Here is a 19,831-nt window from a genome sequence, read left to right on the forward strand (position 1 = left end):
ACTCCCCACTCCACCCCATCCCATCACCGCACGCCAGGAGGGACACCCAATCCATGAGCGCGTTCGAGGACGAGGGGCGCGGCTGTCTCGTGCCGCGCAACGACATCGGCCGGCACTCGCTGTGGCCGTCCGGCAGCGACGTCCCCGGCGGCCGGCGCACCGTCGCCGGGCCGGACGGCCGGGACGAGTGCCTGCGGTACGTGGCGGCCCAGGCGGAGCCGGGCACCGCACGATGACCGCACCCCGCACAGCACAGCCGGACGGCGGCGGCGTCACGGACCCAGTCGTCGCCGTCGTCACGGGCGGGGGCCGCGGGATAGGGGCCGCCGTCGCGGCCCGCCTCGCCGCGGCGGGGACCTCGGTGGCCGTGGTGGACCGGACCGAGGACGACACCGCCGAGACCGTCGCGGCGCTGCGGGCCGCCGGCGGCACGGCCCTCGGCCTGGGCTGCGACGTGGCCGCCGCCGACCAGGTCACCGCGGCCGTGACGGAGGTCGTCCGCGCCTTCGGCGGCCTGGACGTCCTCGTCAACTGCGCCGGCGTCACCCGGGACCGGCTCCTGCTGACCATGGACGACGACGAGTGGGACACGGCCCTGGACGTCAATCTCGGCGGGACCGTGCTGTGGTGCCTGGCCGCGGCCGGGCAGATGCGGCGCCGGCGCGGCGGACACATCGTCAACTTCGCGTCCGTCGCGGCCGACGGAAACCCCGGCCAGGCCAACTACGCGGCGGCGAAAGCCGCGGTCACCGGGTTCACCCGCGACCTGGCGGCCGAGCTGGGCCCGCACGGGATCACCGTCAACGCCGTCGCCCCGGGCTTCGTCGCCACCCCGATGGTCGACGCCCTGGCCACCCGGCTCGGGGCCGGCCGCGAGGAGTTCCTGGAGCGGGCCGCCGCACAGTCCGCGCTCGGCCGGGTCGGCACCGTCGAGGACATCGCCGGGGTGGTGGCCTTCCTGACCGGCCCGGACACCGGCTTCCTGACCGGCCAGACCCTGTACGTCGACGGGGGACAGCCATGAACCCCGTCGCCGTACTCGTGGGCACGGCCGAGGGCACGGGACCGGCCGCCGCCGTCCGGCTCGCCGAGAGCGGCCTGGACATCGCGCTCGTGGACCCCGGCCCCGCGTCCGCCGACGAGACGCTGCGGCGGCTCACCGCCGTCGGCCGGCGGTGCACCGCGATCGAGGCGGACCCGGCCGACACGGAGGCCTTCTCCGCCGCGCTCGCCCGGATCCGCTCCGATCTCGGCAGGCCCGGCATGCTGCTGACCTGCATCGGCACCGGCCCCGACGAGGAGGACGACAGCCAGGGGGCCGACGTCACCGCCGGCGCGGCGCGATACGCCCCGGTACGGCGGGCCCTGCGCACCCTGTTCGTCACCAACCGGGCCGCCGCCGGGGAGATGCTGCGCGGCGGCGGGGGCCGGATCGTCAACGTCGCCCGTGCCCCGCGCACCGAGCGGACGGCCGGGGACACCGGCCGGACGCTGGTGGCCGGACTGGCCGGGTTCACCGCGTCCGTGGCACCGGAGCTGGCGCCTTTCGGCATCAGCGTCCACTTCGTCGCACCGGCCGCACTGCGCCCCGGCACCCGCCCACCGGTCGGTACGGCACCCCCGGCGGACCCCGGGAGCTACCCGGAGCACCTCGCCGACCAGGCCGCCCTCCTGACCGGCGCCCCGGCGGCCGCCCTCACCGGACAGGGCGTCTACCTCCCCGGACGTCCGCTTGCCCGGCATCCCGCCCCGACCCCCACCCCAACCAGCCGAGGAACGGTAGCCACACCATGACAAGCACCGCGAGCACGGCCGGCGGGAGCACGGAACCAGCGCACTACGCCGTCCGCGTCCTCGACCGGCTCGCCCTGAGCGAACGCCCCGTCGTCCACTGGGGCGAGAACGTCATCTCCAGCTCCGAACTGCGGGCGGCGGTGCTGCGCGTCGTCGGCGCGCTGACCGAACTCGGCGTCCGTGAGGGCTCCGCCGTGGCGGTCCTGACGGAGGTGAACAGCCCGTGGCTGCTGGCGACCCGGTACGCCGTGCACCTCATGGGCGCGACCCTCGTCGCCGTGTCCGGGGCCAATCACGGAACCACCACGCACCGGCTGGACACCGAGACCCGCGCCCGGATGGCCGGCGAGTGCGGGGCACGCGTCCTCGTCCACGACGCGGCACAGCGCGAGGAGGCCGAGCGGATCCGTGCCCTGCTGCCCGACGGCGTCGGCATGTGCCGGCTCGGCGCGCCCGTCCACGGACCGGTGAGCGCCGGCGACCACCCGGCTGACGGCCCGCCCCCGGGCTTCTCCCCGCGCGTTCCCGCACGCGCCCTGGTGATCTACACCAGCGGCAGCACCGGCCGGCCGAAGGGCGTGATCAAGCCCTTCGCGGCCTGGAACACGGTCGTGCTGAAGGAGTCCGCCACAGTGACTCCCAAGGTCTTCCTGGCGATGAGCGCCGTCACGCACACCGGCGGCCTGCTGGTGGACACGGCCGTCGCCGCCGGCGGCAGCGTGGTGCTGCGCACCGGCTTCGACCCACGCTCCCTCCTCGCGGACATCGAGCGGTACCGCGTCACCGACACCCTGATGGGCGTCCCGCAGTTCTACGAACTCGTCAACCACCCCGATGTGCACCGGGCCGACCTGTCCTCGCTGCGCCGCCTGCTGTACGTGGGCTGCCCCGCCTCCCCGGAGCGGGTGCGCGAGGCCGTCAAGGTGTTCCCCGGAGTGCTCCACCACTCCTACGGCACCACCGAGACCGGCCAGATCGCCATGCTCACCGCGGCCGACCACGACGTACCCGAGCTGCTGTCCACCGTGGGACGGCCGAGGCCCGGCCTGGAGGTCGTCGTCCAGGACCCCGCCACCGGCCGGGAACTGCCCCGCGGGGAGACCGGCGAGGTGGTCGTCCGCAGCCCGCTCGCCATGGAGGGCTACGCCGGCGACCCCGAACTGACCGCCCGGGTGCTGCGCGAGGGCTGGGTGCACACCGGGGACTACGGCAGCCTGGGCGAGGACGGCTACCTGCGGCTGAGCGGCCGGATGAACGACGTCGTCAAGGTCCACGACACGAAGGTCCACCCCAGCGAGGTGGAGAAGGTGCTGGTCGGGCACCGGGGCGTGATCGACGCCCATGTGTACGCCCACCGGCGGTCCGATCTGATCGAGGAACTGCACGCCGCCGTGGTCCTGCGGCCCGACAGCCCGCCCGGCCACGAGGCCCTCCGGGAGCACGTGGCACGGGTGATGACACCGACGCACGCACCGGTCCGCTTCGTGCGCTGGCGGGAGTTCCCGGTCAACGAAAGCGGCAAGGTGGACCGCCGCCTCGTACGCGAGCGCGGTCTGCACGCCGGCTCCGCGGACGGCGAGCCGCTCTCGGCCGAGTGACCGCGCCGGCGCCCTCCGCTCTCCTCACGTCACCGAAGGATGAGGCCATTGTCAGCCATCACCGGAAACTACGAGAGCTTGATCCGCAAGATACGCGGCTCCGCGACCGGACCGGACAAGCTGGTCCGCTACTTCTGCCTGCTGTGCGGCAAGGAGCACCCCGAATCACCGCGCACCCGCTGCACCGCCTGTGACGGCGCCCTGGACGCGTTCTACGACCTGGACCAGGCGGCCGTACCCCAGTCTCGTCAGGGACCGGACCCGCTCCAGCACTACTTCTCCCTGCTGCCGCTGCGCGACCGGGCGTCGGCCCGCTGGGGCGGGGAGGGCAACACCCCCTGCTTCGAGGTGCCGGAACTCGCCGCCGCTCTCGGGATCGGACGGCTGTTCTTCAAGGACGAGTCGGTCAACCCGACCCGGTCGACCAAGGACCGGGTGGCCTCCCTGTGCCTGTCCCGCTTCGCCGAACTGGGTGTCCGTGAACTCGTGCTGTCCTCCACCGGCAACACCTCCACCGCCTACGCACGGGCGGCCGGGCTGTTCCCCGGCTTCACCCTCCACATCTTCGTCGGCCGCGAGTTCGTCAACCGCCTCAACTACCCGGACCACCCGAACGTGACCACGCACGTCGTGGACGGCGAGTTCGTCACGGCCGGCAAGGTCGCCCAACGGTTCGCGCGGGAGAGCGGTCTGTTCTGGGAAGGCGGCTTCTTCAACCTGGCCCGCCGGGAAGGACTGAAGCTCGCCTACCTGGAGGCGTTCGACCAGATGCCGGTCGAGCCGGACTTCGTCTTCCAGGCCGTCAGCAGCGGCATGGGCCTGCTCGGCGCCTTCAAGGGAGCGGTGGAATACCGGGAGTTGGGGCGCCTGAGCAAGGTGCCCGCCTTCATGGCCGTACAGCAGGCGAGCTGCGCCCCCATGGCGCACGCGTTCGGCGAGGGCGCCGAACGGATCGCCCCGCACCATGTGATCAGGAACCCGACGGGCCTGGCCTACGCGATCCTGCGCGGCGACCCGACCGGCACCTACCCGTACATCAGGGATCTGTGTCTGCAGAGCGGCGGGCGGATCCTCGCCGCCGAGGAGGACCGGATCCGGCGGGCGCGACAGATGCTCGTCGACACGGCCGGCGTCCGTGTCTGCTTCGCCAGCGCCACGGCATTCGCCGGCGTGCTGCGGGCCGCCGAGACGGGTGCCCTGGCCCGGGACTCGGTCGCGCTGGTCAATCTGACCGGCGGGGACCGTCCGGTCGCCCAGATGCCCATGTCCACCAAGACCTGGACCGAGGAAGGTGCTCCGGTATGAACACACCCCGCGTGGTGATCGTCGGCGGCGGACTGCTCGGCGCGAGCGTGGCGCACGCGCTGGCCGTGCGAGCGGTCCCTGTGACCCTGCTCGACGCGGCGGCGCCCGGCACGGGAGCCAGCGCCTCGACGTTCGCCTGGGCCAACGCCCAGAAGAAGAAGCCCGAGGCGTACTTCCGGCTCAACGCCGAGGGCCTCGCCGAGTACCACCGCCTGGCGGAGACCGCCGCCGGCCGCCGCTGGTTCCACCCGGTGGGGAACGTGGAGATCGCCACCGACGCGGCCTCCTCCGCCGCCCTCGACGCCGTCGTCGCCGACCTCACCGAGCGCGGCTACCGGGCCGAGCGGATCACGGGCCGGCAGGCCGCCGGGCTCGACCCGGTCATCGACCCCGACCGGGTGCTGGACGCGGCCTGGTTCCCGGACGAGGGCTGGGTCGACACCGAGCGCATGGTCGCCGACCTGCTCGACGACGCCGTGGCGGTCGGCGCCGAGGTCCGCGCGCACTGCCCGGTGGCGCGCTTCGAGCAGTCCGGTGCGCGCACCAAGGTCGTCCTCGCGGACGGCGAGGAGATCCTGGCCGACCAGGTCGTGTGCGCCGCGGGCGCGGCCACCGGGCGGCTGCTGGCGGATTCCGGCGTCACCGTCCCCCTGGTCGAGGAGGGCGACCGGCGGCTGCGCGCACCCGGCGACGAGCGGTACACCGCGGTGGGCGGCCTCGCCGACACGGCCGCGCTGCGCGTGCCGCTGCGCCGGATCCTGCACACGCCGGACATGGGTCTGCGGCCCGCCCCCGGCGGGCGCGTGGTCCTCGGCGGCGACGGCGCGGGCTCCCGCGTGCCCCGGACCGACCACGGCATCTTCGGTCTCGGCCCGATGCTCATCGACCGCGCCCGCAAGGTCTTCCCGGCCTTCGCGGACGTCCCGGTCGAGCGTGTGCGGGTGGGTGTCCGGCCGCTGCCGGCGGACGGGCTCACCGTGGCGGGCTTCACCAAGCCGCTGCCGGGGCTCTACGCGCTGGTCACCCACAGCGGGGTCACGCTCGCCCCGTACCTCGCCTGGCTCGTCACGGGCGAACTCGTCGACGGGCGGGAGGCGCCGGAGCTGGCGGCCTTCCGTCCCACGCGTTTCGCGGGCCCCGGGCACCCATGAGCCGACCGCACCTCCTGGCCGTCAGCGATCTGCACATCGGGCATCGGGAGAACCGGAGGATCCTGGAGAAGCTGACGCCTGACTCCCCCGGCGGCTGACTGCTGGTCGCCGGGGACGTCGGCGAGCGGATCGAGGACATCGCCTGGGCGCTCGCCCTGCTCGCCGGCCGCTTCGAGAAGGTCGTCCGGACACCGGGCAACCACGAACCGTGGACGCCGTCCGACGATCCGGTGCAGCTGCGCGGCGAGGCGCGCTACGGCTATCTCGTGGACCTGTGCCGGGGGCTCGGCGTACTCACCCCCGAGGACGAGTACCCCGTCCGGGAGAGCGCCGCCGGCCCGGTCGTCGTCGCCCCGCTGTTCGTCCTGTACGACTACAGCTTCCTGCCCGCCGGCGCCCGGGACGGACAGGAGGCGCCGGCCCTCGCGGAGGAGGCATGGGTGGTCTGCGCGGACGAGTTCCTGCTGCACCCGGAACCCCACCCGAGCCGCTCGGCGTGGTGCCGGGCGCGCCTCGGGACCATCCGGGCGCGCCTGGAACGCGTGGACGAGGGGTTTCCGACCGTGCTCGTCGACCACTTCCCCCTGGTGCGCGCACCCGTCCAGGCGCTGCGGCGGCCGGAGTTCGCTCCGTGGTGCGGGACCGAGGCGACCGCCGACTGGCCCCGCCGCTTCCGGGCGGCGGCGATCGTCCACGGCCATCTGCACATCCCCGGTGTGCTCCAGGTCGACGGCGTCCCCCACCACGAGGTGTCGCCCGGCTACCCACGCGAGGGGCAGCCGCGCCCGACCGCACCGGAACGCCCGGCGCGGATACTGCGGGGGCGGTGACCGGGGCACACTCAGCGAGGCGGTCGCCCCGGCAGGTTCAGGCGGGCGGCCATGCCGTCCAGGAGACAGTCGAGGCCGAACTCGAAGCGGGCGTTGTCGTCGTCGTGGGGCGAGGCCTCGCGGACGTAGCGCTGGTAGACCGGGTAGTCGCCGCCCTCCAGCAGGAACGACAGGCGGGCCAGGTTCGCCTTGCGGGCTTCCTGGCCGCTGCTCCAGCCTTCCGGGGCGCGCAGCCGCTCGCGGGCGATCTCGTCGTGGGTGCTGGCCCGGGTGTACGCCGTGACGGCCCGGGTGATGTCGGCCATCTGCTCCCCGGACAGGCCGAGGCCGTCCAGCGCGGTGAACTGCTGCTCCATGAGGGCGAGATGGGCCGGCGTGGGGGCGAACAGGATGCGGCCGGGCACCTCCGTCATCCACGGATGCCGCAGCACCACCTGGCGGAAGCGCAGCGCCGAGGCCCGCAGCACCTCCCGCCAGTACGCGCTCGGCTGCTCCAGCAGCATCTCCGCCCGGACCCGGTCGAGCATGAGCTCGATGATGTCGTCCTTGCCGGAGACGTACCGGTAGCAGGTCATCGCGGAGACACCCAGCTCCGTCGCCAGGCGCCGCATGGAGACGGCGTCGAGGCCGTCGGCGTCCGCGATCCGCAGGGCGGCGACCACTATCCGCGCGTGCGTGAGCACCGGGCGGGGGGCCGGCGGGGGCTGGGCCATCCGCTCCCAGACGGACATCGAGGCATCGGCTCGGTCGGGGGCATCCATGCGTACAACGTTAGCTTGAATTTACGGCGTAAGCGACGGAGTGTACGGTGTAAACATGGAAGAACGCAGCAGTCAGCACTCCCCCGCCGACGCCCCCGGGGCTCCCGACCCGCGCCGCTGGCGGGCCCTGGCGGTCTGTCTGATCGCGGGGTTCATGACCCTGCTCGACGTCAGCATCGTCAACGTCGCCCTGCCCTCCATGCAGCGAGGCCTCGGCGCCTCCCCGGCGGACGTGTCCTGGGTGATCTCCGGATACACCCTCACCTTCGGTCTCGCGCTGGTGCCGGCGGGAAAGCTCGGGGACGTCCTGGGGCGCAAGCCCATGTTCCTGGGCGGACTGGCCTTCTTCGCCGCGGTGAGCGCACTGTGCGCCCTCTCGCCGAACCCCACCTGGCTGGTCGTCGCGCGCCTGCTCCAGGGCGTGGCGGGCGGACTGCTCAACCCGCAGGTCATCGGCATGATCCAGCAGCTCTTCCGCGGCCCGGAGCGGGGCCGCGCCTTCGGCCTGTACGGCGCCTCCATCGCGATCTCCACGGCCGTCGGCCCGCTCGCCGGCGGCCTGCTGATCCAGGCGGCCGGGGTGCACAGCGGCTGGCGCTGGGTGTTCCTGGTCAATCTGCCCATCGGCCTGCTGGCCCTGGTCCTGGGCGTGGTGTGCCTGCCGAGGACGGCACCGCGGCGCACCGGCCGGGCGCTGGACCTGGTGGGCGTCGTGCTGCTGGGCGGAGCCGTCGCCGCGGTCCTGCTGCCGATGATCGAGCAGGAGCAGCGGGCCGCGTCGGTGCGCTGGTGGCTGTTCGGCCTCGCGGCGGGGCTGCTCGTCGGCTTCGTCGCATGGGAGACGATGTGGCGACGCACGGGCCGCGATCCACTGGTCGACCTCTCGCTGCTGCGCGCCCGCTCCTTCAGCGCCGGCGGCACCGTCGGCACGGTGTACTTCGCCGGCTACACCGGCCTCCTGCTCGTCCTGACCCTCTACCTCCAACAGGGCCACGGCTACTCGGCCCTGCAGGCCGGCGCGACCGGGCTGCCCTTCGCCCTCGGTTCAGCGCTCACCTCCACCCTGGGCGGGCGGGCCGTGTTCCGCTTCGGCCGGCCCATGGTGATCGCCGGGATCACCGCCGTAGCGCTCGGGCTCGGCGGCACCGCCGCCGTCGTCGGCCACCACCCGCACGGCGACATCTGGCTCTACGTCCTCGGCCCCCTGCTCCTCGCCGGCCTGGGCAGCGGCCTGGTCATCGGCCCCAACCAGACGCTCGCCCTCGCCGACGTACCCCCCGCCCGCAGCGGTACGGCCGCCGCCGTGCTGCAGACCGGCCAGCGCATCGGCACCTCCCTGGGCACCGCCGTCGCCGCGACCCTCTTCTACAACCGGCTGGCCACGACCCACGGCGACTTCCCCCACGCCACCAGCCACAGCCTCTACGCCGCCGCCGCCCTCACCTGCGCCGCCCTGCTGATCGCCACCGCGGACCTCCTCGTCCCCCAGCGGCAGAAGGCTCCCGCGGTGCCACGACAGCCTCTGATGAGTTTCCGAGGCAGGCCATGAGTGCAGGGGGAGCCAGCCGCGCCGGACAGCGTGGCCTCGGTCATCCAGGGAGCGCTCGTCGCCCAGAGGTGTCGCCGTGGCCCAGACCGACTCGAAGAGGGCGCACAGGGCCGCGATCGTTCCCTTGTTCCGGATGAGCGCGGCTCGCCCTGAGATCCTCCGGCGCATGGGCGCCGCCGGGAGCGAACGTCATGACCTCACGCTCCGCTGACGCGCCGAGGCGGCTCAGCCGTTCCCGGACGACCTCCACTCCGATCAGCCGCTCGGAATCCGGCTCACCCCGCGGGGCGCCCAGCGTCGAGCACTCCGCGACGAACTGAGCGGCGGCCGCCCTGGACGCCGCGAGCCGCATCTGCGCCGCCGTCAGGTCGGACTGCTGGCGCGCAAGGACGAGGCCCACCGCCGCGTCGGGACTCAGCGTCCGGAATCCACTCTCCTGCTGCTCGGACGGATAGATCAAGGACAGCGCGCTGAGGTGATCGAGGCCGTGACGGATCTCCAACTCGGGCAGGCCGGTGATTGCGGCCGGCCCCGCCACGCCCTCTTCCGGATGCGCGAGCATCGCCTTGTAAAACCGCTCGGCCGGCGAGTCGAGCCCCAGCGCCTCCAGCACGCCTACCTCAGCTTTCTCCCATTCATGAGCCGGACGGGCTCCCACGAGTTGAGGAGGGTGGTTCATGAGCATCGACGCCGGCGCCGGATCCCGGATCTCCGGCCTGGCCCGCAGCGTTCCGCAGGGACCGGCGAGACAACTGGCGGTCGCCTCCGCCCTGGACGCGCTCGGATCCGGCGCGTTTCTCACCGCGAGCGTGAGCATCTACGTCGAGCGGCTCGCGGTGCCCGCAGGGCAGGTCGGCATCGGGCTGTCCCTGGCCGGTACGGCGGCGCTGTTCTCCGGGGGTTCTGGGGCTTCCTCCTGGCGATCGGCGTGATCACCATGGCCCAGTCGGGGGTCAACCCGTCCCGCTCCGCACCGCGCTGAGGCCGACGAACCGCAGGAGCAGCACGACCATCGCCGGCGAGGGCCGCCTTCGCGGCGGGCACCGCGCTCGCGGCTGGTCGCCAAGGTGAGTGGCGGGCAGGCCCCCTCGACAGCGGAAACCGAGAGGCCGGCCGCCACCGAGGCCGCATCATGAACTGGTGACAGCCGTCCGGGACTCCGTCCCGCTGCGGACTTCGAAATCCCCCCATGCGAGAAAGCGTTCAGGAGGCTCAAACAATATGCTCGACATCGGTCTGATCAGGAAGGACCCGGAGGCCGTACGGGAAGCGCTCCTGAAACGCATGGACAAGGTGGACCTGGAGCCGGTGCTGGAGGCCGACCGGCACCGGCGCCGGCTCGTGGCGGACGCGGCGGACGCACGCGCCGAGCGCAAGCGGCAGTCCAAGGAGATCGGTTCGCTGCGCGCACGAGGCCAGGAGACGGCGGCGCTGGAGCGAGCGGCCTCCGAGCTGGGCGACCGCATCGCGGCCATCGAGACCGAGCTGACGGAGACCGAGAGCCGGCTGCATGACCTGATGGCGGAGCTTCCGAATCTGCCGGCCGAGCAGACGCCGGCCGGCGGCAAGGAGGCCAACCAGGTCGTACGCACCTGGGGTGAGCAGCCCGACCTCGGCCCGGGGGCACTGGACCACGTCGAGCTGAGCACCCGGTTGGGACTCGTCGACTACGCGCGCGGCGCCAAGCTGGGCGGCAGCGGCCACTGGCTGTACACCGGGCTGGGCGCGGCCCTGGAATGGGCCCTCATCGACTTCTTCTGCCGTGAACACTTCGCCGCGGGCTACGAGTTCATGCTTCCCCCGCACCTGCTGACGGAGGAAGCGGGCTACGCGGCGGGCCAGTTCCCGAAGTTCTACGACGACGTCTTCCACCTTCGGACGGAGGACGGGGAACGCGGCTCGTTCCTGCTGCCCACCTCCGAGACGGCCATCGTGAACGTGTACCGGGACGAGATCATCCCGAACGACCGGCTGCCCATCAAGGCGTTCGCCTACACGCCCTGTTACCGACGGGAATCCGGCAGCCACGGAACACAGGAACGCGGAACGATCCGCGGCCACCAGTTCAACAAGGTCGAGATGTTCCAGTTCGTCACCCCCGAGGGCGGACCCGCCGCGCTCGACGAGCTGGTGCAGCGCACGGAGGACCTGGTGCGCAAGCTCGGTCTCCACTACCAGACGTCGCTGCTCGCGGCGCGGGACGCCAGCGCCAGCATGAAGATGACGTACGACGTCGAAGTCTGGATCCCGAGCATCGGCACGTACAAGGAGGTCTCCTCCGCGTCCTGGGCGGGCGACTATCAGGCCCGCCGTGCCAACATCCGCTACCGCCCCGAGGGCGGGAAGAACACGGAGTTCGTCCACACCCTCAACGCCTCCGGTCTGGCCACCAGCCGCCTCCTCCCGGCCATCCTGGAACAGAACCAGCAGCCCGACGGCTCCGTTGTCGTACCCGAGCCTCTCCGGCCCTGGGTGGGCACCGACATCATCCGTCCGCGAGCAGACGCCTAGGAAAGTCGGACGCCGTCTTCCCCCTCTCCGGAGGGGGCTGGTGGGGGTTCGTCACGGCGGCCACTCGGGCCCCCGGGCAGGGGCTCTCGACTGTGGCGCAGGTGCAGGTCGAAGAAGGGAAGGCGAGCGGGTACGCCTGCCGGATCCGCACCACCCGGGCTGCGGGGCGCCGAACTGGGTTCGACGGGAAGCGTCGACGAGGTGCGGCGTCATTCCTTCTCGGTTCCTGAACGGCGTGGTCGTCACGGACCCTCCCTGGAGTTGTGGGCAGCACAGGGTTTTGGGGCAGCACCGGACTACGCCCGGCGCTCGGGCCGTCGGCCCGGCCCGGCAACGCTTCGGTATTGATCAGCTCAGTGGCACGGGGGAATGCCGCCGTCCCCCGGCGCGGACATGAGGTAGGCGAGCACGGCCAGCACCCGGCGGTTGTCGTCGTCGGAGGGGGCGAGCTCCAGCTTGGCGAAGATGCCGGTGCTGTGCTTGGACACGGCCTTCTCACTGATGAAGAGCCGGTTCGCGATGGCGCTGTTGGAGCGTCCCTCGGCCATGAGCTCAAGCACCTGGCGTTCCCGCTCGGTGAGCCTGGAGAGCGGCCCGGGTTCGCCACGGCTGCGGCGGCCGAGCAGCTTGGTGACCACTTCGGGGTCCATGACCGTGCCGCCCGCGGCGACCGTACGGATCACGTCGACGAACTGGTCGTCGCTGAACACCCGGTCCTTGAGCAGATAACCGACCCCTCCGGCCTGGTCGGCGAGCAACTCCTGGGCGTAGATCTGCTCGACGTACTGCGAGAGCAGCAGGATCGGCAGCCCGGGTATCCGCTCCCGGGCGGACAGCGCCGCGCGGAGCCCGTCGTCGGTGTGGGTCGGCGGCAGCCTGATGTCCACGATCGCGAGGTCCGGCCGGAACTCCAGCAGCGCGCCGAGCAGACCCGGCGCGCTGTCGGTGGCCGCCACGATCTCGAACCCACGCGCCTTGAGGAGCCTGACCAGCCCCTCCCGGAGCAGGAAGAGATCCTCCGCGACGACTACGCGCACGGCACCTCCATGACCACGATCGTCGGCCCCCCGGGCGGGCTGCTGACCGCCAGGATGCCGTCGAAGGCCGCCAGCCGTCGCTCCACCCCGGCCAGCCCGGTGCCCCGGGCGGGATCCGCGCCGCCCACCCCGTCGTCGACCACCTCGATGCGCAAGCGCCCGTCCGTGCGGGCCATGCGGATCTGGAGTCCGTGCGCCGAGGCGTGCCGGACGGCGTTGGTGACCACCTCGGCGACGGCGAAGTAGCAGGCCGACTCCAGCGGTGCGGCGAGCCGTTCGGGCAGGTCGATCTCGGTCTCGCACGGCAGGGGCAGGTCCAGCGCGAGCGCCCGGACCGCCTCCCCCAGACCCCGGTCGGCCAGCATCGGCGGGTGCATCCCCCGGATCAGGCCGCGCAGTTCCGCCAGTGCCGCCGCCGAGGCGACGCGGGCCTCCACGACGAGTGCGGCGGCCTCGTGCGGATCGCTGTGGATCATCTCCTCCGCGACCCGGAGGTTCATCCCGATGGTGACCAGCCGTCCCTGTGCGCCGTCGTGCAGGTCTCGCTCGATCCTGCGCAGCTCCGCGGCCGCGGAGCCGACCGCCTCGGCCCGCGTCTCGGTCAGCTCCCGCACCCGCCGGGCCAGCGCCGGGTCCGGCCCCCGTCCCAACAGCCGCCGGGCGTCCGGCAACACGGTCAGCGGCAGCAGCCACAGCCCCAGGGCCAGCAGCACCGCCCCCTGGATGCCGCCGAGGACCGACGCATGGTGAGCCGTCTCCACGGGGAGCAACGGCGCCGGCCCGCGCGGGGAGCCGAACTTCTGCACCACCACCAGGGATTGCCCGAACCCGCTCTGGGCGACGTCGTACACCCCGATCCCCACCAGACCCAGGACAGCCAGGTTCGCCGCCGCCCTCGGCCACCGCACCAGTCCGGCCACGACGGCCGCCAACAGCGCCAGCCCCACCAGGTAACCCGCCACTGCCGGCCCGATCCCGGTGCCCGGTGACGCGGACTGCCACAGATCGAGGCCGAGCAGGTCACCGGTCATCACCACGACGGCGGGCAGCAGCAGGGCCCAGCGCGCGGACCTCGGCGCGTCGGCTCCGGCCAGACGCGCGGGCCTGCCGTTCGCGATCCGGAGCAGAGCCGCACCGGCGAAGGCAGCGAGCAGCGGGACACTCACACAGCCCACCAGGACGTTCAGCGATGTCCGCCCATAGCCGGCAGCGGAGTGCGTGAGCCAGTACGTCCATTCCAGCAGTTCCCCGGTCACCGCCCCGACCACGGGCAGCACCCACCGCCTGGGGGCGCGCGCCGAGCGGAGCAGCACGGTGGCCAGCAGGCCGGCCATCAGCAGCGCCGCCGGAAGCAGCCCGCCGGGTTCCAGATCCGGCACGGTGACGACGTAGCCGGCCCCTCCGGTGGAGTTGTGCAGGGCGAACAGCAGAGCAGGCACACTGCCGTACGCCGCCGTACCCACCAGCCCCGCCACGACCGGCCACCCGATCCGCCCAACCGGTCGCACCATGCGCCCCGACCGGTCCCGCGCCTGCTCCGCCCTGAAGGCCAGCACGGCGCAGACCGCGGTCAACGTCACGAGCACGCCCGCCGGCCAGGGCGCCGCCCCGTGCACCGGAAACGGCCACATATCCGCCCCCCTGTCTCGTCATCCAGGCCACGCGCTGTGGCCTGGAGATCATGCTGCTGCGAGGGGACGTGCAGGCACCATGGGCCGAAACCTACTTCCGGGGTAGGTGTTCACCTACCCCGGAAGGAAAGCCTCGGACGGAAGTTTCTGGCCAAGCGGTCAGTGATGGACCACCGTCTTGGCGACGACAATGATCAGGCCGAACAAGAGGTTCGCCAGCCCGGAGATCACGGCCTGCCGACGCGACGCGCCGGCTCGCGCGGCGGCGACGGTCGCCCAGGCGACCTGCTCGGCCAGGGCGACACCCAGGGCGAACCACGCCGTCCCGGCGAGACCCAGCCCCAGCAGAGGGCTGATCACCACGGCGATGGCCGGGGGTACGGCAGCCTGGACCATCGGCCACTCACGGCGGGCCGTGCGGCCTATCTCGTCCCAGGTCAAGCGCTGCCCGTGGATCCGCTCGCCGGCCAGGCGGGCATAGACGTGCGTGGCCCAGAACACGATGCCGGTCACGAGGAGAAGGACCACGAGGGCGGCGCGGGGAAACACGCCGACCGCTCCGGCCCCTGCCACCACGGACGCGGCCAGGAGCGCGCCGTAGATCGCCCCCGAACAGTCGGTCCGCGGTTCACCGTGCGAGGCGGTGTGGCCGCTCCCGGGTGTCCCGCTTGCCACATCTCCAGGATCGCCGGATCCGCCACGCGGCGCAGAACGACCGTCGTCCGCCTTCGGGAGATCACCGCGCTGCCGGCGCTCGACCAGGAACTCCCTGGCATTCAGTTCTGTACGCTCCTCCCTTCGCGGAATTCAGTGCGGGATCCGTGAGGTGGCCGGTGAGCGGGGCTCGGTGGTCTCCGCGCTTGTGACGGGTGGCAGGTAGTCCTGCACCAGGGTGCGGTGCCACCAGGTGCCGGTCCGGCGGAGCTCTGACCAGGTGGTGAAGCGGTAGGCGTAGAGGCGGGCGCGCAGGAAGGTGGGGCGGGCCGAGGGGAAGGGATTGCGGCGCAGGAGCCGCAGGGTGGCGGCGTCGTTGTCCAGGAGGCGGACGAGGAGGGCCACGAACCATTCGCCGGCGTACGCGGGCGAAAGCGCGGCGAACCACATCAGCCAGTCGAGCCGCAGGTGATACGGCGCCACCTGCGGCGGCAGCCGCCGTCTGTCGCCCGGCTTGCCCTTGAACTCGTACTCCTTCCACTGCGTCTCATCGGTGAGGTCCGGCTCGTCGGTACCCTCGATCACCACCTCGTAGCGGACGCGGCTGACGCTGCCGAACGCCCCGTAGGTGTTGACCAGGTGCAGCGGGTTGAAGGAGACGTTCATCCGCTGGTGGGAGGAGAACAGGTTGCGGACCGGCCAGTAGCTGAGGACGGCGACCAGGGCGGTCATGACGAGCACCAGGCCCGCGTACCAGGCGGGGGTCGCGGCGAAGGCCGGTGGCTGTTCGGGCAGGGGCAGGAGGTGTGCGGCGCGCACGTCGTCGATCGCGGACACGGCGAGCAGGACGGCCAGCCAGTTCAGCCAGGCGAAGTTGCCGGACGCCACCAGCCACAGCTGGGTGACGACGATGAAGGCTGCCGCCCAGCCGGCCACGGGCTGTGGGGCGAACAGGGCGAGCGGGGCGCCCAGCTGCGCGAGGTGGTTGGCCGCGACCTCTGCCCGGTGCACCGGCCGGGGCAGGTGGTGGAAGAACCAGCTGAGCGGACCCGGCATCGGCTGGGTCTCGTGGTGGTAGTACAGGCAGGTCAGGTCACGCCAGCAGCGGTCGCCGCGCAGCTTGATCAGTCCCGCGCCGAACTCCAGCCGGAACAGCAGCCAGATCAGCAGCCCGAGCACGAACACCGGCGGGGCGACCTCGTCGTTGCCGAGGAAGATCGCGAGGAAGCCGGCCTCCAGCAGGAGCATCTCCCACATGAAGGCGTACCAGGTCTGCCCCACGTTGACGATGGACAGATACAGCGCCCACAGGGTGAACCACATCAGCATCGCCGCCCACAGCGGCACCAGGTCCGCCGCACCCGCCGCGACAGCGGCGGACAGGGCCGCGCCGGTCCAGGCGACGACGGCGAAGAAGGGGTCCGAGTAGTGCCACTGGAAGATGCTCGGTGCCCGCCGGAAGGGCACGGACGCCACGAACCGCGGAACCGGCAGCAGTCCCCGCTCGCCGATCAGCGCCTTGAACTGCAGGGCGGAGCTGACGAAAGCGACACCGTAGAGCACGGCGAGGCCCCGCTGGAAAACCAGCCGGCTCAACCAGTAGTCGGCGTTGGTGAACCACTCCATGACGGTCGGCTCCTCCATGCGGCGTCGATCATCGGCGGGCCGCGGAGCCGCAGCGACCGAATGTGCCCGCCGCAGCCCGCCCCGCTGCTGCATGCGAGGAGGTCCACGGCCTTCGCACAGCCGTGGGGATCACGGTCGCTGCTCCGGCGGACGAGCCGCTCGTTCGTCGCGCTCCGGTTGGGGGTGACCGGTCGCCTGCAGGAAGGGGGCGGTGTGGCGCTCGGGACGGTGGGCTCCCTTGGCCGGGACGCGGCTGCGAGGAGCTTCCGTGTCGCCCGACAAGGGGATGGGGCGCCGCGCCACGAGGCGGCCGACCCAGCGCCGGCCGCAGTGTTCGCAGGGTGGGGCGCCGGCCGGGGTGTAGGGGGACGGGACGGCCGTGTTGTCCCGGTAGAAGTACTCCCACTCGGCGTCGAGGGCGTCCCGGTAACGCTGGACGTCGTAGTCGACGCTCCAGCGGTGCCAGCACATGCCGCAGGTGAACTCGACACGCTCGACGGCAAGTTCGGTGATCACTGCCCGGCACCTCCTGTCCGGTCGGCGGAGAGGGCTCGTGGTGCGGCGAGGGCTGCGGCGAGCGTGGCGTGGAGGGGCATGACCCGGGCGACTTTGCTGCCCTGGAGGATCCGCACGACCCGCCCTTCGGGACAGACCAGCCGCAGTTCCCCTTGGTCCTCGCGCAGCGGGGTGCGGATGGACATGAGGGTGCTCAGTGCCTCGGCATCGGCGTAGGCCAGCTCGGACAGGTCCGCGATCAGGTGGGGGGAGTGCGTGTGCCGCCTGGTCACGTCTGCCACGACGTCACGCAGCTGGTGGGCGGTCGTGGTGTCGAGTTCCCCCTTGGTCTCCCTCACGGCCCAGCCCGTGCTCCCTGTGCGACGCCAGGAACAGAGCCATGGTCTGCTCCGTCTCCCGCCGCTCGATGCCCGTCGTCGGGCCGCCGCACGGGAGGCGCTGCACCACGTGCGGCGGCCTTACCGCTGTCCTGGGTACCTGTACGGTTCGTCCCTCCTTTCTGCCGCTCGTCTCTTCGCGGCGGTCAGCTCGTGATCTGCCTGGCCTCTTCGTCTCCCCGGCTGATCTCGATGCGGCGCGGCCTGGCCTCCTCCATCACCGGGATGTGCAGGGTGAGCACGCCCGCGTCGTACTTCGCGCTGATCTTCTCCGGATCGAGCGACTCGCCCAGGAACAGCTGACGGCTGAAGACGCCGTGCGGCCGCTCGGCCACGAGCAGGTCGGCTTCCTTGGCGTCCGGGCCGAGTCGCTCCGCCCGCACGGTCAGGACGTTGCGCTCGACGTCGAGATCGACGGTGTCCGGGTCGACGCCGGGCAGGTCGAAGTGGACGATGAAGGCGTCCCCGCTCCGGTAAGCGTCCCTCGGCATGGGGGCCGGCCGGGCGAGGGTGCCGAACATCTGCTGGGTGAGCCGGTCGAGGTCCCGGAAGGGGTCCGTGCGGATGAGCACCATCGTTCAGCTCCTTTCGCCTGGTGGGCACCGGTTCGTCGGCACTTCGCCGGTCCGGGCTCCGGGAGCCCGGAGTGCCTTCGACACCCCTATACCTCGTCGAGCTGGACTTGACAAGAGGGCACTCAAGTTTTATCTAGACTTATAGGCAGGTTGGTCCGAAATCGCAGCTCACAGCGGTCGAGGAGGTGGCCTGGATGGAGATGCCGGACCTGTATGAGGAGCTGGGGGTGGAGCCCTCGGCCACGGTCGAGGTGATCACGTCCGCCTTCCGGCGTCAGGTACGGGAGCTGCGCCCCGACACCCGGGTGGATGCCCTCACGGCGGAACGGTTCGGGCGGCTGCGCTCGGCGTACGAGACGCTGCGCGATCCCCTTCGGCGCGCGGCCTATGACCAGACGTACGAGCGCGCGTACCGCAGCCCGGTCGAGTCTCCCCGGGCTCCGGCACCGCCCCGGCCGCCCCGCAGGTTCGTCGTCGTACTCGGCACCACAGCCCCCGAACCGCCCTTGCGCGCGGGTCCGGTCCGATGGGAGCCCCACAGGTGAACGAGGCCCTGGCAGGCAGGGCATGGACATGGTCGAGGAGGGAGATTCCAGATGGCGCGTCCGGTCGGTATTGACCTCGGTACGACGAACTCGGTGGTCTCGGTCCTGGAGGGCGGCGAGCCCACCGTCATCACCAACACGGAGGGAGCACGGACCACGCCGTCGGTCGTGGCGTTCGCCAAGAACGGCGAAGTTCTCGTGGGGGAAGTCGCCAAGCGGCAGGCGGTGACCAACGTGGAGCGCACCGCCCGCTCGGTCAAGCGGCACATGGGGGACCATGCGTGGCGGTTCCCGGATCACGGTGACATCGACGGCAAGCGGTACACCGCACAGGAGATCTCCGCGCGGGTGCTGCAGAAGCTGAAGCGGGACGCCGAGGCGTATCTCGCGGAGGACGTCACCGACGCCGTCGTCACCGTACCGGCCTACTTCGACGACTCGCAGCGGCAGGCGACGAAGGAGGCCGGTGAGATCGCGGGACTGAACGTCCTGCGGATCATCAACGAGCCGACGGCGGCGGCACTGGCGTACGGTCTGGACAAGGAGAACGACCAGACGGTCCTCGTCTTCGACCTGGGCGGCGGCACCTTCGACGTGTCCCTGCTGGAGATGGGCGAGGGCGTCATCGAGGTGAAGGCCACCAACGGCGACACGCACCTGGGAGGTGACGACTGGGACCAGCGGATCGTGGACCACCTGGTCAAGCAGTTCAAGAACGGCTACGGCGTCGACCTGTCCAAGGACAAGATGGCAGTTCAGCGACTGCGCGAGGCGGCGGAGAAGGCCAAGATCGAGCTGTCCAGCTCCTCGGAGACCACGATCAACCTGCCCTACATCACGGCCTCCGCGGAGGGTCCGCTGCACCTGGACGAGAAGCTCACCCGCGCCCAGTTCCAGCAGCTGACGTCCGACCTGCTGGAGCGGTGCAAGGGGCCGTTCCACAACGCGGTCAAGGATGCCGGGATCAAGGTGTCCGACATCAACCACGTGATCCTGGTGGGCGGTTCGACGCGGATGCCGGCGGTCACCGATCTGGTGCGGGATCTGACCGGCAAGGACCCGCACAAGGGCGTCAACCCCGACGAGGTGGTGGCGGTCGGTGCCTCGCTCCAGGCCGGTGTGCTCAAGGGCGAGGTCAAGGACGTCCTGCTGCTCGACGTGACCCCGCTGTCCCTCGGTATCGAGACCAAGGGCGGCATCATGACCAAGCTGATCGAGCGCAACACCACGATCCCGACCCGCCGTTCGGAGATCTTCACCACCGCCGAGGACAACCAGCCGTCGGTGACCGTGCAGGTCTACCAGGGCGAGCGCGAGATCGCGGCGTACAACAAGAAGCTCGGCATGTTCGAGCTGACCGGTCTGCCGCCG

At 71.8% G+C, this 19,831-nt stretch carries 20 protein-coding genes and 1 pseudogene; 12 read left to right on the forward strand and 9 right to left on the reverse strand.

Annotated elements, in window-relative coordinates; genetic code table 11:
* The first annotated feature begins 53 nt into the window (after nucleotides 1–53).
* The 7 genes and pseudogenes from LE548_RS14590 to LE548_RS14620 all read left to right on the forward strand — a co-directional run bounded on the left by LE548_RS14590 (nucleotide 54) and on the right by LE548_RS14620 (nucleotide 6,678).
* Complete coding sequence (locus tag LE548_RS14590) at nucleotides 54–236, forward strand: MbtH family NRPS accessory protein (protein WP_225097251.1); 183 nt, start codon at nucleotides 54–56, stop codon at nucleotides 234–236.
* Nucleotides 233–1,024: a 3-oxoacyl-ACP reductase FabG gene (gene fabG, locus LE548_RS14595; protein ID WP_225097252.1), complete on the forward strand. Its 792-nt coding sequence runs from the start codon at nucleotides 233–235 to the stop codon at nucleotides 1,022–1,024. Before LE548_RS14590 ends, fabG begins: the two co-directional genes overlap by 4 nt.
* Nucleotides 1,021–1,794 (forward strand): SDR family NAD(P)-dependent oxidoreductase, encoded by a 774-nt coding sequence (locus LE548_RS14600; protein ID WP_225097253.1) that lies wholly within the window; start codon nucleotides 1,021–1,023, stop codon nucleotides 1,792–1,794. Before fabG ends, LE548_RS14600 begins: the two co-directional genes overlap by 4 nt.
* Nucleotides 1,791–3,392, forward strand: a complete 1,602-nt coding sequence (locus tag LE548_RS14605) for a class I adenylate-forming enzyme family protein (RefSeq protein ID WP_225097254.1) — start codon at nucleotides 1,791–1,793, stop codon at nucleotides 3,390–3,392. Before LE548_RS14600 ends, LE548_RS14605 begins: the two co-directional genes overlap by 4 nt.
* 48 nt (nucleotides 3,393–3,440) lie before the next feature.
* Complete coding sequence (locus LE548_RS14610) at nucleotides 3,441–4,697, forward strand: pyridoxal-phosphate dependent enzyme (protein WP_225097255.1); 1,257 nt, start codon at nucleotides 3,441–3,443, stop codon at nucleotides 4,695–4,697.
* Nucleotides 4,694–5,848, forward strand: coding sequence for an FAD-binding oxidoreductase (locus LE548_RS14615; protein ID WP_225097256.1), 1,155 nt, complete (start codon nucleotides 4,694–4,696; stop codon nucleotides 5,846–5,848). Before LE548_RS14610 ends, LE548_RS14615 begins: the two co-directional genes overlap by 4 nt.
* Nucleotides 5,845–6,678 (forward strand): annotated as a pseudogene (locus LE548_RS14620) (metallophosphoesterase). Before LE548_RS14615 ends, LE548_RS14620 begins: the two are co-directional and overlap by 4 nt.
* Nucleotides 6,679–6,689: 11 nt before the next feature.
* On the opposite strand, the gene LE548_RS14625 reads toward LE548_RS14620, so the two are convergent.
* The gene (locus LE548_RS14625) at nucleotides 6,690–7,439 is read right to left on the reverse strand and encodes a TetR/AcrR family transcriptional regulator (RefSeq protein ID WP_225097257.1); all 750 of its coding nucleotides are present in this window, start codon (nucleotides 7,437–7,439) and stop codon (nucleotides 6,690–6,692) included.
* A 55-nt stretch (nucleotides 7,440–7,494) separates the two neighbouring features.
* On the opposite strand from LE548_RS14625, the gene LE548_RS14630 reads away from it, so the two are divergent.
* Complete coding sequence (locus LE548_RS14630; RefSeq protein WP_225097258.1) at nucleotides 7,495–8,988, forward strand: MFS transporter; 1,494 nt, start codon at nucleotides 7,495–7,497, stop codon at nucleotides 8,986–8,988.
* 40 nt (nucleotides 8,989–9,028) lie between these two features.
* Here LE548_RS14630 and LE548_RS14635 read toward each other — a convergent pair whose 3' ends face one another.
* Entirely contained in the window at nucleotides 9,029–9,601 is a 573-nt protein-coding gene (locus tag LE548_RS14635; protein WP_225097259.1) for a hypothetical protein, read from the reverse strand.
* Between the two features lie 64 nt (nucleotides 9,602–9,665).
* Here LE548_RS14635 and LE548_RS14640 point away from each other — a divergent pair, with 64 nt between their 5' ends.
* Together LE548_RS14640 and serS are read left to right on the forward strand one after the other, a co-directional pair.
* The gene (locus LE548_RS14640) at nucleotides 9,666–9,920 is read left to right on the forward strand and encodes a hypothetical protein (protein ID WP_225097260.1); all 255 of its coding nucleotides are present in this window, start codon (nucleotides 9,666–9,668) and stop codon (nucleotides 9,918–9,920) included.
* 289 nt (nucleotides 9,921–10,209) lie between these two features.
* Nucleotides 10,210–11,499, forward strand: coding sequence for a serine--tRNA ligase (serS, locus tag LE548_RS14645; RefSeq protein ID WP_225097261.1), 1,290 nt, complete (start codon nucleotides 10,210–10,212; stop codon nucleotides 11,497–11,499).
* A 353-nt stretch (nucleotides 11,500–11,852) separates the two neighbouring features.
* On the opposite strand, the gene LE548_RS14650 is transcribed toward serS, so the two are convergent.
* The 7 genes from LE548_RS14650 to LE548_RS14680 form a co-directional block, all read right to left on the reverse strand.
* Nucleotides 11,853–12,536, reverse strand: coding sequence for a response regulator transcription factor (locus tag LE548_RS14650; RefSeq protein ID WP_225097262.1), 684 nt, complete (start codon nucleotides 12,534–12,536; stop codon nucleotides 11,853–11,855).
* Nucleotides 12,527–14,011 (reverse strand): histidine kinase, encoded by a 1,485-nt coding sequence (locus LE548_RS14655; protein WP_225097263.1) that lies wholly within the window; start codon nucleotides 14,009–14,011, stop codon nucleotides 12,527–12,529. Before LE548_RS14655 ends, LE548_RS14650 begins: the two co-directional genes overlap by 10 nt.
* A gap of 315 nt (nucleotides 14,012–14,326) precedes the next feature.
* On the reverse strand, nucleotides 14,327–14,842 hold the full coding sequence (locus LE548_RS14660) for a hypothetical protein (protein ID WP_225097264.1): 516 nt from the start codon (nucleotides 14,840–14,842) through the stop codon (nucleotides 14,327–14,329).
* Between the two features lie 132 nt (nucleotides 14,843–14,974).
* On the reverse strand, nucleotides 14,975–16,447 hold the full coding sequence (locus LE548_RS14665) for a lipase maturation factor family protein (protein ID WP_225097469.1): 1,473 nt from the start codon (nucleotides 16,445–16,447) through the stop codon (nucleotides 14,975–14,977).
* Between the two features lie 129 nt (nucleotides 16,448–16,576).
* Nucleotides 16,577–16,963: a hypothetical protein gene (locus tag LE548_RS14670; RefSeq protein ID WP_225097265.1), complete on the reverse strand. Its 387-nt coding sequence runs from the start codon at nucleotides 16,961–16,963 to the stop codon at nucleotides 16,577–16,579.
* Entirely contained in the window at nucleotides 16,960–17,301 is a 342-nt protein-coding gene (locus LE548_RS14675; protein ID WP_225097266.1) for an STAS domain-containing protein, read from the reverse strand. Before LE548_RS14675 ends, LE548_RS14670 begins: the two co-directional genes overlap by 4 nt.
* 185 nt (nucleotides 17,302–17,486) lie before the next feature.
* The gene (locus tag LE548_RS14680; protein WP_263636097.1) at nucleotides 17,487–17,915 is read right to left on the reverse strand and encodes an Hsp20/alpha crystallin family protein; all 429 of its coding nucleotides are present in this window, start codon (nucleotides 17,913–17,915) and stop codon (nucleotides 17,487–17,489) included.
* Nucleotides 17,916–18,109: 194 nt separating this feature from the next.
* Between LE548_RS14680 and LE548_RS14685 the strand changes: the two genes are divergently transcribed.
* Together LE548_RS14685 and dnaK are read left to right on the forward strand one after the other, a co-directional pair.
* Nucleotides 18,110–18,460: a J domain-containing protein gene (locus LE548_RS14685; protein WP_225097267.1), complete on the forward strand. Its 351-nt coding sequence runs from the start codon at nucleotides 18,110–18,112 to the stop codon at nucleotides 18,458–18,460.
* A 51-nt stretch (nucleotides 18,461–18,511) separates the two neighbouring features.
* Nucleotides 18,512–19,831: molecular chaperone DnaK (gene dnaK, locus LE548_RS14690; RefSeq protein WP_225097268.1), on the forward strand; the 1,320-nt coding region annotated here is incomplete at its 3' end.

Origin of the sequence: Streptomyces sp. CoH27 (assembly GCF_020181035.1) — a bacterium.
Classification (GTDB): domain Bacteria; phylum Actinomycetota; class Actinomycetes; order Streptomycetales; family Streptomycetaceae; genus Streptomyces; species Streptomyces camelliae.